The sequence below is a fragment of the Herpetosiphon sp. NSE202 genome (genome assembly GCF_042688385.1).
Taxonomy (GTDB): domain Bacteria; phylum Chloroflexota; class Chloroflexia; order Chloroflexales; family Herpetosiphonaceae; genus Herpetosiphon.
This window is the reverse complement of sequence record NZ_JBHUPY010000001.1, coordinates 1-15,953: the sequence shown is the minus strand read 5'-3', so window position 1 is coordinate 15,953 and position 15,953 is coordinate 1. Positions and strand designations below refer to the sequence as shown.

Here is a 15,953-nt window from a genome sequence, read left to right as displayed (position 1 = left end):
ATTCTCGTATACTAAACGGCGTTAACAACAATTGACCTACGCAAACTATAGGCGGGAGTATATGCAACCGAATGGAATCTTAACCCTAACTACCGATTTTGGCAGTGTTGATGCGTATAGCGCTGTGCTTAAAGGAGTGATTCTCTCGGTTAATCCGCAGGCTACGTTGATCGATGTGACGCATGAAATTGATGCGCAGCGGATTGCCCAAGCAGCCTATTTATTGCATACAGGCTATCGTTATTTTCCCGATGGCACTGTCCACTTGGTAATTGTTGATCCAGGGGTGGGCGGCGATCGCAAGGCCGTGGCGTTGTGTTCGCCACGTTGGGCCTTTGTGGCTCCCGATAACGGGGTGCTTTCGTATGTGTGGAAAGACCTTGTAGCAGAATTTGGCCGCGAGCAATTAAAATTGATCGAACTGAGCGATAAGCGCTGGTGGTTGCCCAAAGTGAGCGCAACCTTCCATGGCCGCGATATTTTCGCCCCAGTTGCGGCCCATCTTTCCAAAGGGTTGAAAGCCGAAGAACTTGGCAATCCATTGGCTGAATTGGTCGAATTGCCACTAGCCGAGCCACGCCATCGCCTTGATGATGCATGGGAAGGTCGAATCATCCACGTTGATAATTTTGGTAATTGTATTACCAACATTACCCGCGATTTTATTGCCCAGCATGGCAGCATCGAGCAAGTTGAAATCGGCATTCTCGATCAGCGAATTGGCCGAATTTGCCGCACCTATGCCGATAGCGAATGGGGCATGGTGATGGCGCTCTTCGGCTCCAGCGAACGGCTTGAGTTGGCGGTGCGCAACGGCAATGCCGCCCGCATGCTCGGCGTTGGCATCGGCGATAGCCTCCGCATTCGCTTTATAGAAGGATGAATTATGAGGGATGAAGTATGAAAAGGGTAATCAATTACTCATCCTTCATAATTCATCCTTCATCCTTTCCCAAAACTATGTTTGATACTCTCAATAGCGAAAGATGAGGGATGAGGGATGAGGGATGAAACAAGGTTATCAACTATTCATCCTTCATAATTCATCCTTCATCCTTCCGTAAAAACTATGTTTGATACTCTCAATAGCGAACAACGGGCGGCGGTTATGGCGCAGCTGGGGCCTGTTTTGGTCAAGGCTGGCGCAGGCAGCGGTAAAACCCGTGTCCTCACCTACCGCATCGCCTATCTGATCGAACAGGGCGCAAGCTCCGATTCGATCGTTTCGGTGACGTTTACCAACAAAGCGGCCAGCGAACTGCGCACCCGTTTGCGCGATTTGCTGGGCAAACGTAGCCGTGGCCTCACCGCCGGAACTTTTCACGCCATCTGTGGCAAATTGCTGCGCCAGCATATTACTGGGCGCATTCGCAATTACACCGCCAATTTTACAATCTATGCTGGCGACGAGCAGTTGCAACTCGTTCAACAAGCTATGGATAGCTACACCGGTCGTATGCCGCATGATCTTGAAGCGCCGCAAGTGCTGAATTTGATTTCGCGCTTCAAAAGCCGCATGCAGCCGCCAACTCTTGCCCGTCAGATGGCTAACGATCCGCTCAGCCAGTATGCAGCGGCGATTTATCGAACTTATCAACGCCAGCTTGAGCGCTCGAATGCCGTCGATTTCGATGACATGATTGTGATGACCTACAAGCTGCTGTTTGAACATCACGATGTGCTCGATGAAGTGCAATCGCGCTGGGCGCATGTGCTGGTCGACGAATATCAAGATACTGATTCGGCGCAATATGCCTTGCTTGAGTTGCTTTCGCGGCCAGTTGGCAAGCGTCCGCGCTCATTATTTGCGGTCGGCGATGCCCAACAATCGATCTATGGCTTTCGCAACGCCGATTACACGATTATCAATCGCTTTACCCGCGATTTTCCCGAAGCGCAGGTCGTTGAGTTGCTGACCAATTATCGTTCGCGCCAAGAGATTCTTGATGCAGCCTACGCTGTGATGCGCCATTCGGTGGCTGTGCCAGCGCTCACGTTGAAAGCAGCCCGCCGTTCGCCGCCAGTGCCAGCCTTGGTAATTAACGAAGCCGCCGACGACCGCGCCGAAGCCGATGCAATCGCCAAATCAATTGGCAATTTGCTTAGCACAGGCCGCCGCAGCAAAGATATTGCAATTCTCTATCGCTCGCGGCATATGAGCCGGGGGCTGGAAACTGCATTGCGCCAAGCACGCATTCCCTATTCGCTCAAAGGCCAAGCAGGCTTTTACGATCGGCGGGTGATTCGCGATGCCTTGGCCTTCTTGCGCATCATTGCAAATCCCAGCGACAGCCTGAGCATGAATCGAATTATCAATGTGCCAGCCCGTGGAATTAGCGCCAACACAATTGCTCATCTCACCAGCAAAGCCGCAGCCTTGGGCTTACCGCTTGGCGAAGCGATTTTGAAGCGCGAAGCTTGGGAAGGACTCAGCGATCGGGCGAGCCAAGCAGTCAGCGATTGGGCACGCAAAATCTATCGTTGGCGCAAATTGGCTAGCGGAACCTACCCGCCAGAGGGCTTGCTACAAACAGTATTGCAAGAAAGCGGCTACCAAGCCATGATCGAAAAGGATTGGAAAGATCCTGATCGCAGCGATGCCCTCGCCCACTTGGAAGAGTTGCGGGTGGCAGCAGGCGAACATACCAACCTGGCGGCATTTTTGCAAGAAATTGCCTTGCTCACCAACGTTGAGGATAAAGATGAGCGCGATGCAGTACAACTGCTAACGATTCATGGAGCCAAAGGCTTGGAATGGCCAATAGTTTATGTGGCGGGCTTAGAAGAAGGCACGCTGCCCCACGAACGCTCGTTGGTTGAGGCAGGCGGCGTTGAAGAAGAACGGCGCTTGTGTTATGTCGCTTTGACGCGGGCTGGCGAACAATTGTACCTTTCGCATGCCAAAAAACGCCAGCGCAACACCCGCAATCCTTCGCGCTTTCTTGATGATATTCTGGTGTATGGCCGTGAACGAGCCAAAGCCAAGGCTTTCTAACCATTCGTTAACGTTGAGGTAAACTTTTGAGCCTACACTCTGAGTGTTAGGATTTTTGAAGCGTAGGAGTGACCAATGAAAGAATTAATTGCCCAACTTGTCCAAAAGGCCAACTTAAGCGAAGAACAAGCCAACAAGGCAGTTGAAGTGGTCAAAGGCTTTTTGGGCGACAAATTGCCAGAAGGTTTGCGCGGTCAAGTCGAAAGCTTTCTGACTGGCGAAAACGTGATGGATGTGGCCGACAAAGCCAAGGGCTTACTCGGCGGGCTGTTTGGCAACAAAGAATGATTTCAGTCACGAATAAAGTGATGCAAGGCAGCCAAGCTTGGCTGCCTTTTTGTTATGTCTGCAAGTGACCAAAATTTGATACAATAGCACTACTGTGTTGCTAAAGGAACCGAATCTATGCAAAGCACTCGCACCGTTGATCCCGATCAACAGCCTGATCACCTGCGTTTAGGCCGTTATTTGGGGTTAACTGCCATCGCGATTTATGTCGGGTTATTGATTGGCGCGACGCTGACGGTGATCATCCCCGATGCATCGGATTTTATCATGCAGTCAAAAATTCCGCTAAGTGGCTTTGCAGTGCTTTTTCAAGGCTTATTTTTTATTGCTGGACGCTTTTTTGCCCGGCGTAATCAAATTAAGCGAAGTATCTATCTGATGATTATTGGTTGTACTGTATTACCAATGATCATTACTTTTTTCAACCCAATCGAATGGCCACTCAGTGTTTTATATGTTTTTTTGATGTTGATTATTGCTGTACAATTTGTCAATAGCCATCATCTCAAACAAATTAGCATTGTGGCATGGATTTCGGTTATCATTGTCACATTCTTGGGATTTATTTTCAATGATCAATATAATTATCCCAAAATTAATGTCTTGCTGATTATGATTACCTCGGGAACGCCGATTGTGACCATGATTATCTCATTATTATTTAGTTTTCATCGACGCTTGAATTTGACCGTACGCGAAGTCAAACGAATTAATTATTCGCTGGAAGAATCGCGAGCTTCGTTAGAGCAACAAGTTGGTCAGCGCACAGAGCAATTGCAACATACGCTGATCGAATTACAACAACGGAATCAAGAACAAGCAGCCTATGTGGCCCAAATTGAGCAGCAACGCCAAACAATTCGCGAACTCAGCGTGCCAGTGCTGCCAGTCAGCGGCGATACGCTGGTGTTGCCAATTGTTGGAACGCTTGATAGCGAACGCTTGCGCGATTTACAGGTGATTGCACTGGGCGAAATTCAACAGCGGCGTGCTCAACGCTTATTGCTCGATGTGACGGGGCTTTCGTGGTTTGATAACGATGTGGCAACTGGTTTATTGCGCTTGGTTGATTCGGCACAATTGCTGGGAGCCAAGGTGGCCTTGATTGGTGTGCGGCCTGAAGTGGCCCAAGCCTTGGTCAACTTGGGCATTGTGTTCGAACATGTGGCTATCTACCGCGATTTGCAATCGGCCATGCACTAGGGAAATGGCCGAATTGCGCCAACGAAGCGGCTATTCCAATAGCTATTGGATAAATCGGAAACCCGAATGCCCAAATTTTCGGAGAGCGCCTGAATGACGTTGCCATTGCCAGCATAAATGCCAACGTGGCTCACACCTTTTTTATAGGTATTTTTGAAAAAGACAATATCGCCGGGCACTAAATCGTGTTGGCTGGTAATTTTTTGACCATAGCCGCCAGTCCATTGTTCGGCGGCGCTGTGCGGCATATCGATGCCCAATTTGCCATAGACATACAACACCAAACCTGAGCAATCGAAGCCGCCGCGCGGAGTCTCGCCACCCCAAACATAGGGATAGCCAATATATTTGCTCGCCAAGCGTACTGCTTCAAGCGCATTGGGCGAGGCACTCAAGGTTGGCACGCGGCGCAAAATATAATCATCTGCTTGTAAAAGTTCAGCCGAAACCCAGCCCTCAGTGCCAGTGTTGGTGCGCACATTGAACCAGCCAGCACGTTGTTGCAGCAAATTAACCTGGCCTTGCTCAGCGCCCAAGGTGGTTATGATCTCCGAGCCGGTTTGCGGCGCAACCCGCACATTGGCCCGCTCGACATTCAGTTCGGCTAGCAAAGCCGGATTTGGGTCGGCGTGCTCAGCGATTTGGGGCAAGGCTTGGGCCGAGCTAGCCAAGGCCACATAACTATCATCAACCCAGCCCAAAGCCCGTTGTGGCGTGACCACTTGCAGCCAACCCTCAAAGCGGCCAACTACGGTTAGCGGCGTTGTGTTGGGCAAAATCGCCATGGGCAAATAATCGACACTTGGGCCATCGCGCAAATTCAATTCATCGCTTGCGACCAAACCAGCAATCGTGGTAGTAAAAACTGTATCGGCAGAAATTGGCTCAGCCAACAAACTGCTGGTTAATGGCAAGGTTTCGGGAATAGCCAAGGCTTGAGCTTCAAGTTCAGGATTCAACACCGGCGCTTGCCAATCGGCAGGAATCGGCTCATCGAGGGTTGCACCAACCCGGACGATTTGCGGCGTTGCGGTTGGCGGAATTGGGGCGAGCGAGGTTGCAGGAAACGTCCACCAAAGCAGCAAAGGCACAGTTAACCCAGCGCCAAGCAACCAGCCAGCGATCTGCAATCGCCGCCGATCCCGCGCTAGGATTGGCAATTGGGGCATATTGACGAATCCTTATTCTTCAAAAATAATCCCATAGGCCTGATTCAACTGCGTTAAGGCAGCAGCAGGCAGTGGCAAACCAAATTGTTGAATGGCATCGCTGAAATCATGGAAATAGTATTCGAAACCTGCCGGAGCCGCAACTATTAATGCAACACAGGGACTGGTTCCAAGGGTGCGAAACGAATGGCGCACACCCATGGGCAGATCAACCGTGGCTCCCTGCTTGGCAATAATTGTCTGGCCATTGATCCAAAACTCAAAAATTCCAGCTTGAATAATAAAGGTTTTATCTTCGCGCGTATGCATATGTTGCATAACGCCGGTTCCCGGCAAGCTGGTATATTCAACTAAGGAAAACGCGCCATCAGTATCCGAGCCAGTGAGCTTGACCGCAACTTGGCTATATGAGTCGTTGGCGATCGGACTTTCCAAGAGCATGGTATGATCGGCAAGCTGTGACATAGGCAACCTCCGCTGATTAGGATCATTATAGGCGATGGTTTTCGCCCTGGCTATGGAGCTTTTATGGGATTTGAAACTAATACTATTCGCTTCCTTTTGGAAGCCCGAAGTACTGGTGTCCAGTTTAAACAGAGTTTAACCCTAGGTCGTCAGGGGATGCACCTTGGGGTGTACGATTTACAAAAAGTTTTTGCCGAAGTAGGTGAGACGCTACCGCTGATTGTGGCCCAAACGCTCACCCGCGATGCAGTTGATGGCGAGCCGCTTTTTGCCGAACCGCTGCTGCATTATCTTGGGGCCAGCAGCGCCGATTCAATCGATTTTTCCGCTTATGAATCAGCAACGATTTTGCACGATCTGAATCAGCCAATTCCTGCTGAGTTGCATGGCCGATTTAGCAGCGTGATTGATGGTGGCACGCTTGAACATATCTTCAATCTGCCAATCGCGCTGCAAAATAGCTTAAATATGGTTGCTGAAGGTGGTCATTTTCTGGCGATTGCGCCGTGCAACAATATGGCAGGGCATGGCTTTTATCAATTTTCGCCAGAGTTATTTTGGCGCATTCTGACCCCTGAAAATGGCTATCAGCTGGAAAAAATGTATGTTTTCGAAATGTATCCGCATGCACCGTGGTATCGGGTGCACGACCCCAAGGCAGTTGGCGGGCGGGTTACGTTGCAAAATCGCCGTCCAGCCTTTTTATTGGTTCAAGCCAAACGAATCAGCGCTACGCCAATCGAACGCCTCAAAGTGCAACAAAGCGATTATGTGAGTGTTTGGCAGGCTGGTATAAGCTCACGCCGACCATCGTTGGTCAGCCGCCTCACAACGCCGCTGCGTCGCCGCTTGCCAACCAGCCTCAAAATGGGCTTGCGAGCAATCAGTTTTCGGCTCAAAGATGGCTTAGCATTACTGCGCTCACCGTATCGGGCCAAGTATTACGATCGGTATAAGTAGGAATTGGGGTTGGGGATTGGGGATCGGGGGTTAGGCTATAGGCTATGGGCTTTTGGCTATCGGGGCGTTGCGGTTCTTGCTGGATGGGCATTTAACGCAGAGGCGCAGAGAAAGCATGGCTGCGGGCTATCGGAACAATAATCTGAATAATCTGTGCAATCTGTGGCTAAAATAGCCTTCGGGCCCTTCGCGTCCTTCGCGGTTTCAATCTGCGTGAATCGGCATTTAACGCAGAGGCGCAGAGCAATGAAGGATTAAGGATGAAGGATGAGAGATGAGGGATGAAAGAGCGAATTCGTGCGCTTCGCAGATCAATCCGATAGCCCATAGCCCATAGCCTATAGCCTCCATAGAACAATCGCCGATTTGTCCTATGTTAGTTCACAAAGTTGTCGCTGATTGTATCCGTAGCACATCTGCTATACTTAGGGACGCGAAATCGTCCCGCAAGCCAAACTGTTCCTCCCAAACATCGAGGAGTGTAGCAATGACACTGATTGAAACGGTTGATGCAGCTGAATATTTCGAGCCAACATCAACTGAACTGAGCAGCCAATCGATCTCCGCAATGGCGCGTGGCATGGTTGGTTCTGAAATTTTGCGAATTGCCGGTAATGTCCGCACGTTGCAAGCCCAAGGCCGCACAGTCTGTAATTTCACCGTCGGTGATTTTGCGCCTTCACAGTTTCCTATTCCTGAAGCGTTGCGCGATGCAGCGATTGAATCGTATAGCGCTGGCCGCACCAACTACCCGCCCGCCGAAGGGGTGTTGGCATTGCGCAAAGCAGTGCTTGCCCACTACGAAAAGCGGTTGGGGCTGCGCTATCCATTAGAAAGCATTCAGATCATTTCTGGCGCTCGCCCCGGCATCTACGCCGCTTATGGTGTCTTGATTGATCCAGGCGAAACGGTGATTTACCCAGTGCCGTCGTGGAACAACAATCACTATGCCTATTTGTGTGGCTCAAAGGCGATTGAGGTTCCAACCCGCCCAGAAGATGGCTTTTTGCCAACCGCTGCCTTGCTTGAGCCATTCATCCAAGAAGCACGCTTAATCTCGATCAACTCGCCGCTCAACCCAGCTGGCACGATGATCTCGCCAGAGGAATTGCGCAAAATCAGCGAATTGATTGTGAATGAAAATACGCGCCGCAAAGAGCTTGGCTTGCGTTTGCTCTATTTGGTTTACGATCAAATTTATTGGGAATTGCAGCTTGGCGATATTCGCCACGTTACGCCAGTCGAAGTAATGTCCGAAATGGCTGCCTATACGATTTTCATCGATGGGATTTCTAAATCGTGGGCAGCGACCGGCTTGCGGGTTGGCTGGGTTGTAGCACCACCCCACATCACCGATCGGATCAAAGCTTTCTTGAATCACGTTGGTGCGTGGGCTCCTCACCCAGAGCAAGAAGCCACGGCGCATATTTTGAATTCAGACAATGTGCTCGACGACTTCTATGCCAATATGCATAACGAAGTTCGCGCCCGTTTGAATTTGATCTACAACGCAGTCCAAGAAATGAAGGCTGCGGGCTTGCCAGTTGATGCGATTGCACCCCAAGGCGCAATTTATCTTTCAACCCAATTCGATTTGGTTGGCAAGAGCCTCGATGGTGTGCCGATTACCAGCAACGCCCAAATTGGCGATATTTTGCTGGAGCAAGCAGGTGTGGCCTTGGTGCCATTCCAAGCCTTTGGCTTACGCCAAGAAACCGGCTGGATGCGGCTCTCGGTTGGCGCAGTTTCAGTCGCCGATGTCGAGCAATGTATCCCTCGGATGCGTGCAATCTTGGAGCGCGTCAAGTAACATGGCCGATCCACGTGGCCTGCGTTTGCTGCTTGCCCGTCATGGTGCGACCGCCTGGAATGAAGCGGGACGCTACCAAGGTCGCGCTGATGAAGGGCTTAGCGAGCGCGGCCACACTCAAGCATTGCTGCTTGGGCAATGGCTCAACGAGGAAACTCCAGAAATTGTGCTTCACAGTGGCGCACGCCGTACAGCTGAAACGCTGGCGCGTGCGCTGCCCACAGTTCACGCCAAAAGCGACCCCCGTTGGCGTGAAATTGATCATGGCGAATGGGAAGGCCTGACCTATCGCCAAGTTTTAGATCAACATCCTGAGCAAGCTCGCGCGCATTGGGCCGACCCGCTGCATATTCCCGCCCCCCAAGGCGAAACCCTCTTAGCTGTCGCCGAGCGGGTTCAAGCAGCCACCAATGATCTCATTGCGCAATACGCTGGACGCTGTGTCCTACTGGTTGCCCATGCCACCAGCCTGCAAGTCTTATGCTGCCACTTATTTCAAACGCCGCTTAACCTCTACTGGCAGTGGAAATTCGACCTCGGCAGCCTTTCGTGCCTTGAACTCTACCAAAGCGGCACAATCATCAATTGGCTCAATCGCGGCTACACCCGCCCCGCAAGCTGCTAACCAAACATCCTATCTCGGCTATAATCAGAGCCTATCAGCAAACGATCCAATCAAATTGGAGTATTGAGTATGCCACGTTGGGCACTTTTGGCCGATGTTCATGGCAATCGTTTGGCCTTAGCCGCAGTTTTGGCTGATCTTGCGCAACGCACAGTTGATCAGATAATCAATCTTGGCGATAGCGTGTATAGCGTGCTGCAACCACGCTGGTGCGCTGAACAACTGGCGCAAATCGCCACAATCTCAATTAGCGGCAACCAAGATCGCATCTTGTTCGAAGAAATTCCAATAGTGCAACAAAACCTCAGTTATCGCTTTGTGCAGGCCGATTTAGGTCCCAACGAGCGCAATTGGCTTGCCAACCAGCCAGCCACGGCAATTGTTGATGATATGTTTTGTTGTCACGGGACACCAAGCAGTGATACCGCTTATTTGCTGGAGCATGTTACGCCGCAGGGTGTGCAGTTGCATTCAGAGGCAGCAATTCGCGTCGCAATTCAAGGCGTTAGCCAATCGCTGATCGTCTGTGGCCATAGCCATATCGCCCGCACTGTGCAGCTGAGCAATGGCCAGCTGATCGTCAATCCAGGCAGTGTTGGCATTCCCGCGTATAATGATGACCTACCGTACCCTCACGTTATGCAAGCAGGCAGCCCGCATGCGCGCTATGCGATCGTTGAACGCAACGCCCATGGTTGGCAAGTTGAGCAGTATGCGATTGGCTATGCGTGGCACGAGGCCGCCGCTACTGCTCGCCACAACGGGCGCGAAAATCTAGCCCGCTGGCTTGCAACAGGTCGGGCACAACTTGCTGATTAATTGCGGAAAGGATCGCTCGCTTTGACGCTTGATCAATGGTTTTATCTGGCAGCATTTGGCTTGGGTTTGCTGATTATCATCATCACCAAGGCTCGCCGCCAAGCGCTCTGGCCTTCGCTCGAACACATGCAACGCTCATCGCGCTGGTTGTTTATTCAGCCGTTGGTGTTGGCCAGTTGGCTGATTAGCGCAGCAGGCGTGGGCTTGCTCGCGCGTGAAGCTGGAGTTAATTGGTGGCTTAGCGGCCTGATTGCGCTGGCTGGTGGCTTGGCAGTTGGCTTATTGCTCTATCGCATGCTTATCGAGCGCCGAATTGTGCAGCAGGCTGGTTCAGCCGCCAGCAAAGTTGGGCCAATCGGCCATCTGGGCGTAGTGGTCGAAGCGCTGCCAGCAGAAGGCTTTGGGGTGGTCGCCTATGAACATCAAAAAGGCGCAGCCCGCATCAATGCCCGAGCAATTGGTGGCCGAGCAATTGAGGCAGGCTGCGCGGTGATGATTGTCGAAGTTAACGATCAAGGCGCGACGGTGCTACGCCTAGAATCGCTCGAAAGCTAGCCATAGATACAGTATGGCGTGCTTTGCTCGATGATCGGGCTGCCAGCGGGAGCGGTGTAGGTTTGCCATTCAGCAGGTAATGCATTCAATTCAACCGTTTCATCGACCACAAATTGCACCAAGGTTTCGGTTGTTATGCCTTCGTAGGTCTGGCTACTGGTAAATTTCCAAATCTGGCCAGTATTGGCATCGATCCAGGCAATCCCCATATCGCCACCAAGATCAACTACCGTCAGTTGACGACCGTCAATTTCTTCGCTGCGCAAAATTGTAGCATTGGGAAAATTACTGTCAGAGCCAAAAGCTCCTTCGCCTACCCATTGTTCCAAGCTCAACGAACATTCATCGAACGGCGCTTTGACCGAGGTATTATCCTGGGCATTGTAATTCCAAAAGTAGTTTTCATCGACAATCGTTGGCCCCATTTGATATCCGACTGGTTGGCCATTTAATGATTGACGGGCTGGCTGATAGAGCAATATATGCGATTGGCCTTGCACCAGCCAAATTTCATCGCGATAATATTCGTCAATTTGGCCATCACTGCTTGTGGTTGCAATCTCAATTGCAATATGCCGGGCCTTGCCATTGGCCACAATTGGCTGGCTAGCAAAAGTTTCTGCCCGTTGCAGCAACTCGGCTGCTGAAACGCTACGGGTTGGTTGATTCAGGCCAAAAATCAAGCCCAAACCGACCGCGACGCTACAGACAGCCATGGCCAAAGCCCGCCCTGGACGACGTTGAAAGAATGCTTGCATGCTATTTCCTCGCTTTACTGGTGGCTGGAGTCCAGCCTGAATTCGTTGAATCGTTGCTGGTGCTGGGCTAAACCGCTGGGCTTGCCCGTTGAGCTGTTGACCAAGCACGCCGTTTTCTAGCTCAGCCAAGGCTTGGTCAAGATCGAGATTATTGGTCATCGGCGAGCCTCCGTTTGAGTTGTTCAAGCGCGCGATAGGCGGCGATTTTGACCGCAGCCTCACGTTTGCCGACAATTTGGGCAATCGTTGCATAAGGCAGTTGGGCAAAAAAGCGCAGTTGAAGCAACTCCTGCTGTTCAGGATTAAGTTGGGCCACAGCTTGCTGCAACAAGGCTTGTTGTTCAAGCGCCAACATGGCCAATTCGGGCGATAATTGCTGGCTGGCAAGGTCATCAGATAGTGGGGTTTGCTGCTGGCGGCGTTGGCCGCGCCGATAAAAATCGGCTAAACAGCGGCGCACAATCGTAAACAACCAGCCGACGAATGGACCATTGGGCTTGAATTGGCCAAGGCTTTGCCAAGCGCGCTCAAACGCCAACGCCGCCACTTCTTCTGCATCGTGGTGCTGTTGCAAACGTGCCACAAGAAAGCGATAGACCGGCGTGATATAGCGTTGGTACAAGCGTACAAAAGCCTCATGATCGCCCGCCACCGCCAACGCCACATCACGATGATCCTCCAGCGTTTGCTGATCGAATGGCGTGCGCTCAGCAACCAAGCGATGAATCAATGCCATATCGTCAGCCTCCTTGTGGTTTGAATTGCCATGGCCTTACGCCTAGAATATCGTTAGCAAGCGCTGAAAAGTAACAAATGGCCAAGAAACCAGCACTTTTAGCAAGATTTTGCTTAATTCTAACAATCGCTTAACTGAGCATTTTGGCGCAAGCAATCGGCTTTTTGGGCTTCAGAATGAGCTAAATCGATTTAGCACTCTCGTGGTTAGAGTGATAAGCCAAGCCTTGACAAGCTTAACGGAACGACATACACTAACACTCGGATTTAGCACTCATCACAGTAGATTGCTAAATGGTCAACTAAGGAGGACACAGTATCATGTCTGATTTCCGGATTCGCCCCTTGGCCGATCGTGTGGTGATCAAGCCTCAAGCCAAAGAAGAAAAAACCAAGAGTGGCTTGTTCCTGCCCGACACAGCGAGCAAAGAAAAACCTCAAGAAGGTGTCGTTGTGGCTGTTGGTGAAGGCAAGTTGGATGATAACGGCAAGCGTGTGCCAGTTGCAGTGCAAGTTGGCGATAGCGTGTTGTTTGCCAAGTATGCTGGCACCGAGATCAAGTTGGACGACGAAGATTATTTGATTTTGGCTGAAAAAGATATTTTGGCCGTCGTTCAAGGCTAAGGCTAATTCGCGACGCTTCTTAGGAGGATTATTTAACAATGGCAAAGCAAGTTGCTTTTAATGAAGATGCCCGCCGCGCCCTCAAACGTGGCGTGGACGTGGTTGCAGATGCAGTTAAGACGACCTTGGGCCCACGCGGTCGCAACGTCGCTATCGATAAAAAATTCGGCTCACCAACCGTAACCCACGACGGCGTTACCGTTGCTAAAGAAATCGAATTGAAAGACCCATTTGAAAACATGGGTGCACGTTTGTTGGTTGAAGCTGCAACCAAAACCAACGACGTTGCTGGTGACGGTACCACCACCGCTACCGTTTTGGCCCAAGCAATTGTCCACGAAGGCTTGCGTCAAGTGGCTGCTGGCGCTAACTCGATGATGATCAAGCGTGGCTTGGATAAAGGCACCGCCGTGTTGTTGCAAGCAATCCGCGATTTGGCCAAGCCAGTCAACGATCGCACCGACATCTCAAGCGTTGCTACCATCTCAGCTGCCGATTCGTCAATTGGCGATTTGATTGCTGAAGTGATGGACAAAGTTGGCAAAGACGGCGTTATCACCGTTGAAGAAGGCAAAGGCTTGGGCTACGAAACCGAGTATACCGAAGGTATGCAATTCGATCGTGGCTACATCTCAGCCTACTTCGTCACCAACAGCGACCGCATGGAATCAGATTTGGAAGACCCCTACATTTTGATCACCGACAAGAAGATCAGCTCGATCCAAGAAATCTTGCCAGTGCTCGAAAAGGTCTTGCAATTCACCAAGAACTTCGTAATTATCGCTGAAGACATCGACGGCGAAGCCTTGCCAACCCTCGTGTTGAACAAATTGCGCGGCACGATCAACGTGTTGGCAATCAAAGCTCCTGGCTTCGGCGATCGCCGCAAAGCCATGTTGCAAGACATCGCCATCCTCACCGGTGGTACGGTTATCAGCGAAGAAATTGGCCGCAAGCTTGACAGCGCCACGGTCGAAGATTTGGGCCGCGCTCGCCGCGTGATTGCCAACAAAGACGAAACCACGGTTATCGAAGGCCGCGGCGACGAAGAAGCAATCAAGGCTCGGATCGAACAAATTCGTGCTCAAATTGAAACCACCACCAGCGATTTCGATCGCGAAAAACTGCAAGAACGCTTGGCCAAATTGGCCGGTGGCGTAGCAGTGCTCAAGGTTGGTGCTGCAACCGAGCCAGAATTGAAAGAACGCAAGCATCGCGTCGAAGATGCGCTCTCAACCGCTCGTGCAGCAGTTGAAGAAGGTATCGTGCCTGGTGGCGGGATTGCCTTGTTGAGCGTATTGCCAGCGTTGGATAGCGTTGAGCCAGCGAACCAAGACGAAAAAGCTGCAATCTTGATCTTGCGCCGCGCCTTGGAAGAACCAATTCGCCAATTGGCTCGCAACGCAGGCGAAGATGGTGCCGTAATTATCGACACCGTACGCCGCTTGCAAAAAGATCAAGCCGACTCAACCCTTGGCTACAACGTCATCACTGGCGAATATGGCTCAATGGTTGAAATGGGTATCATCGACCCAGCCAAGGTAACCCGTTCGGCCTTGCAAAATGCCGTCTCGATTGCCTCGATGATCTTGACGACCGATGCCTTGGTCGCCGATATTCCTGAAAAGGAAGCTGCCCCAGCTCCTGGTGGCGGTATGGGTGGCATGGGCGGCATGGATTTCTAATCCAGCCCGTTCGGCAACACAAAACCCCTGTTGTTCAACTGAACAGCAGGGGTTTTCATTTAACTTGTATTATTGAATCACACCAATTCAATAGGAGAATGCTTATGTCGATTCGTGTCTGTTTAGCAGGAGCAACCGGCTGGGCTGGCTCGGCGTTGGCCCAAGGCCTAGCCAAAACCAATGATTTAAGCTTGGTAGCAGCAGTTTCACGCAGCCATGCAGGCCAGCAATTGGGGGCTGTGTTGAATCAGCCTGCGCTGGATTGTCCAGTGTTTGCTACGGCCAGCGAGGCGCTGAGCCAGCTCTGCGATGTGTTCGTTGAATACACCAAGCCAGTGGTGGCGCTCGATAACGTGTTGCAAGCCTTGGCCCATGGCGCGCATGTGGTGATTGGCACATCGGGCTTAGATGATGCTGCTTATGCCACAATCAACGAAGCTGCCTTGAAAGCTCAACGTGGCGTGTTGGCGGTTGGCAATTTTGCGCTCACCGTGGTGCTTTTGCAAAAATTTGCCTCGATTGCAGCCCGCTACATTGCGCATAGCGAAATTATTGATTACGCCAGCGACAAGAAAATCGATGCGCCAAGCGGCACAGCCCGAGAACTAGCCTTTCGCTTAGGCCAAGTGCGTGCTTCAGCCCAAACCGTGCCAACCGAAGAGATTGTAGGCGAGCAAGCAACCCGAGGAGCGCGCATGGCTGAGCAACAAGTACATTCGGTGCGCCTGCCAGGCTACGTGATTAGCATTGAAGCAATTTTTGGCATGCCCGACCAAAAGCTCATTTTGCGCCATGAAGCAGGCAATGGAGCAGAGCCATATGTTGATGGCGCGTTATTGGCGATTCGCAAGGTTAATACATTTGTAGGCTTGAAACGTGGTTTAGAGCATATTTTAGATTTAGCTTAACCAAAAAGAAGACTCCGTTGGAAAACCAACGGAGTCTATCGTGGAATGGTACGCATCCCCCTACGTTCCCACAGCGGGTGCTGCAGTAGCCTCGGTGTGTGTCGCGTTCACGGCCTGGTTCGGGATGGAGCAGCGTGGGGCACAACCACCTCGACACGTACCAAATTGGTTGCCCTCGCGCCAATCACCCATACCTGACGACCATCATCAATCACATTGCCTGCATCACTGCCCAGTTCTGCCTGCCATTCGACCATTCTTTGGCCACACCGCGTCCTGCCGACGCGCGGCAACCGATGATCGCTTGGCTTTCTGCGGGTGTCTGCTCTACCGTTCACACGGCCTCCACAGCAC

16 protein-coding genes are annotated in these 15,953 nt (G+C 51.4%); 12 read left to right on the top strand and 4 right to left on the bottom strand.

What is annotated here, in order from left to right; genetic code table 11:
- The first annotated feature begins 61 nt into the window (after positions 1 to 61).
- From ACFMKP_RS00080 to ACFMKP_RS00065, 4 genes are all read left to right on the top strand, one after another.
- The gene (locus ACFMKP_RS00080; protein WP_382287914.1) at positions 62 to 883 is read left to right on the top strand and encodes an S-adenosyl-l-methionine hydroxide adenosyltransferase family protein; all 822 of its coding nucleotides are present in this window, start codon (positions 62 to 64) and stop codon (positions 881 to 883) included.
- A gap of 186 nt (positions 884 to 1,069) precedes the next feature.
- A complete protein-coding gene (locus ACFMKP_RS00075; protein WP_382287912.1) occupies positions 1,070 to 2,995 on the top strand; it encodes an ATP-dependent helicase in 1,926 nt (641 codons plus the stop codon).
- 75 nt (positions 2,996 to 3,070) lie between these two features.
- The gene (locus tag ACFMKP_RS00070; protein WP_110514783.1) at positions 3,071 to 3,283 is read left to right on the top strand and encodes a DUF2267 domain-containing protein; all 213 of its coding nucleotides are present in this window, start codon (positions 3,071 to 3,073) and stop codon (positions 3,281 to 3,283) included.
- A gap of 117 nt (positions 3,284 to 3,400) precedes the next feature.
- Entirely contained in the window at positions 3,401 to 4,486 is a 1,086-nt protein-coding gene (locus tag ACFMKP_RS00065) for an STAS domain-containing protein (protein WP_382287909.1), read from the top strand.
- On the opposite strand, the gene ACFMKP_RS00060 is transcribed toward ACFMKP_RS00065, so the two are convergent.
- Both ACFMKP_RS00060 and ACFMKP_RS00055 read right to left on the bottom strand, forming a co-directional pair.
- Entirely contained in the window at positions 4,483 to 5,655 is a 1,173-nt protein-coding gene (locus tag ACFMKP_RS00060) for an NlpC/P60 family protein (RefSeq protein WP_382287907.1), read from the bottom strand. The genes ACFMKP_RS00065 and ACFMKP_RS00060 overlap by 4 nt on opposite strands.
- Positions 5,656 to 5,667: 12 nt before the next feature.
- Entirely contained in the window at positions 5,668 to 6,120 is a 453-nt protein-coding gene (locus ACFMKP_RS00055) for a cupin domain-containing protein (protein WP_382287905.1), read from the bottom strand.
- A gap of 63 nt (positions 6,121 to 6,183) precedes the next feature.
- Between ACFMKP_RS00055 and ACFMKP_RS00050 the strand changes: the two genes are divergently transcribed.
- The 5 genes from ACFMKP_RS00050 (at position 6,184) to ACFMKP_RS00030 (ending at position 10,889) form a co-directional block, all read left to right on the top strand.
- Positions 6,184 to 7,080: a hypothetical protein gene (locus ACFMKP_RS00050; protein ID WP_382287903.1), complete on the top strand. Its 897-nt coding sequence runs from the start codon at positions 6,184 to 6,186 to the stop codon at positions 7,078 to 7,080.
- 487 nt (positions 7,081 to 7,567) lie between these two features.
- Complete coding sequence (locus ACFMKP_RS00045) at positions 7,568 to 8,890, top strand: pyridoxal phosphate-dependent aminotransferase (protein WP_382287901.1); 1,323 nt, start codon at positions 7,568 to 7,570, stop codon at positions 8,888 to 8,890.
- A 1-nt stretch (position 8,891) separates the two neighbouring features.
- A complete protein-coding gene (locus ACFMKP_RS00040; protein ID WP_382287899.1) occupies positions 8,892 to 9,515 on the top strand; it encodes a histidine phosphatase family protein in 624 nt (207 codons plus the stop codon).
- A 69-nt stretch (positions 9,516 to 9,584) separates the two neighbouring features.
- Positions 9,585 to 10,334: a metallophosphoesterase family protein gene (locus ACFMKP_RS00035; RefSeq protein ID WP_382287897.1), complete on the top strand. Its 750-nt coding sequence runs from the start codon at positions 9,585 to 9,587 to the stop codon at positions 10,332 to 10,334.
- A 21-nt stretch (positions 10,335 to 10,355) separates the two neighbouring features.
- Complete coding sequence (locus ACFMKP_RS00030) at positions 10,356 to 10,889, top strand: hypothetical protein (RefSeq protein ID WP_382287895.1); 534 nt, start codon at positions 10,356 to 10,358, stop codon at positions 10,887 to 10,889.
- Here ACFMKP_RS00030 and ACFMKP_RS00025 read toward each other — a convergent pair.
- Both ACFMKP_RS00025 and ACFMKP_RS00020 read right to left on the bottom strand, forming a co-directional pair.
- On the bottom strand, positions 10,886 to 11,806 hold the full coding sequence (locus ACFMKP_RS00025; protein ID WP_382287893.1) for an outer membrane lipoprotein carrier protein LolA: 921 nt from the start codon (positions 11,804 to 11,806) through the stop codon (positions 10,886 to 10,888). The genes ACFMKP_RS00030 and ACFMKP_RS00025 overlap by 4 nt on opposite strands.
- Positions 11,796 to 12,383 carry an RNA polymerase sigma factor gene (locus ACFMKP_RS00020; RefSeq protein ID WP_382287891.1) on the bottom strand — a complete coding sequence of 196 codons (588 nt, stop codon included), beginning with the start codon at positions 12,381 to 12,383 and terminating at the stop codon, positions 11,796 to 11,798. Before ACFMKP_RS00020 ends, ACFMKP_RS00025 begins: the two co-directional genes overlap by 11 nt.
- Positions 12,384 to 12,703: 320 nt before the next feature.
- Between ACFMKP_RS00020 and groES the strand changes: the two genes are divergently transcribed.
- From groES to dapB, 3 genes are all read left to right on the top strand, one after another.
- Positions 12,704 to 13,006 carry a co-chaperone GroES gene (gene groES / locus ACFMKP_RS00015; RefSeq protein WP_382287889.1) on the top strand — a complete coding sequence of 101 codons (303 nt, stop codon included), beginning with the start codon at positions 12,704 to 12,706 and terminating at the stop codon, positions 13,004 to 13,006.
- Between the two features lie 38 nt (positions 13,007 to 13,044).
- On the top strand, positions 13,045 to 14,691 hold the full coding sequence (gene groL / locus ACFMKP_RS00010) for a chaperonin GroEL (RefSeq protein WP_382287887.1): 1,647 nt from the start codon (positions 13,045 to 13,047) through the stop codon (positions 14,689 to 14,691).
- Between the two features lie 104 nt (positions 14,692 to 14,795).
- Entirely contained in the window at positions 14,796 to 15,599 is an 804-nt protein-coding gene (gene dapB / locus ACFMKP_RS00005) for a 4-hydroxy-tetrahydrodipicolinate reductase (protein ID WP_382287885.1), read from the top strand.
- Positions 15,600 to 15,953: the final 354 nt, after the last annotated feature.

What these genes read in the sequence shown, in the direction of transcription:
- ACFMKP_RS00080 (WP_382287914.1), top strand. Translation starts at nt 62, where the DNA reads ATGCAACCGAATGGAATCTTAACCCTAACTACCGATTTTGGCAGTGTT.
- ACFMKP_RS00075 (WP_382287912.1), top strand. Translation starts at nt 1,070, where the DNA reads ATGTTTGATACTCTCAATAGCGAACAACGGGCGGCGGTTATGGCGCAG.
- ACFMKP_RS00070 (WP_110514783.1), top strand. Translation starts at nt 3,071, where the DNA reads ATGAAAGAATTAATTGCCCAACTTGTCCAAAAGGCCAACTTAAGCGAA.
- ACFMKP_RS00065 (WP_382287909.1), top strand. Translation starts at nt 3,401, where the DNA reads ATGCAAAGCACTCGCACCGTTGATCCCGATCAACAGCCTGATCACCTG.
- ACFMKP_RS00060 (WP_382287907.1), bottom strand. Translation starts at nt 5,655, where the DNA reads ATGCCCCAATTGCCAATCCTAGCGCGGGATCGGCGGCGATTGCAGATC.
- ACFMKP_RS00055 (WP_382287905.1), bottom strand. Translation starts at nt 6,120, where the DNA reads ATGTCACAGCTTGCCGATCATACCATGCTCTTGGAAAGTCCGATCGCC.
- ACFMKP_RS00050 (WP_382287903.1), top strand. Translation starts at nt 6,184, where the DNA reads ATGGGATTTGAAACTAATACTATTCGCTTCCTTTTGGAAGCCCGAAGT.
- ACFMKP_RS00045 (WP_382287901.1), top strand. Translation starts at nt 7,568, where the DNA reads ATGACACTGATTGAAACGGTTGATGCAGCTGAATATTTCGAGCCAACA.
- ACFMKP_RS00040 (WP_382287899.1), top strand. Translation starts at nt 8,892, where the DNA reads ATGGCCGATCCACGTGGCCTGCGTTTGCTGCTTGCCCGTCATGGTGCG.
- ACFMKP_RS00035 (WP_382287897.1), top strand. Translation starts at nt 9,585, where the DNA reads ATGCCACGTTGGGCACTTTTGGCCGATGTTCATGGCAATCGTTTGGCC.
- ACFMKP_RS00025 (WP_382287893.1), bottom strand. Translation starts at nt 11,806, where the DNA reads ATGACCAATAATCTCGATCTTGACCAAGCCTTGGCTGAGCTAGAAAAC.
- ACFMKP_RS00020 (WP_382287891.1), bottom strand. Translation starts at nt 12,383, where the DNA reads ATGGCATTGATTCATCGCTTGGTTGCTGAGCGCACGCCATTCGATCAG.
- groES (WP_382287889.1), top strand. Translation starts at nt 12,704, where the DNA reads ATGTCTGATTTCCGGATTCGCCCCTTGGCCGATCGTGTGGTGATCAAG.
- groL (WP_382287887.1), top strand. Translation starts at nt 13,045, where the DNA reads ATGGCAAAGCAAGTTGCTTTTAATGAAGATGCCCGCCGCGCCCTCAAA.
- dapB (WP_382287885.1), top strand. Translation starts at nt 14,796, where the DNA reads ATGTCGATTCGTGTCTGTTTAGCAGGAGCAACCGGCTGGGCTGGCTCG.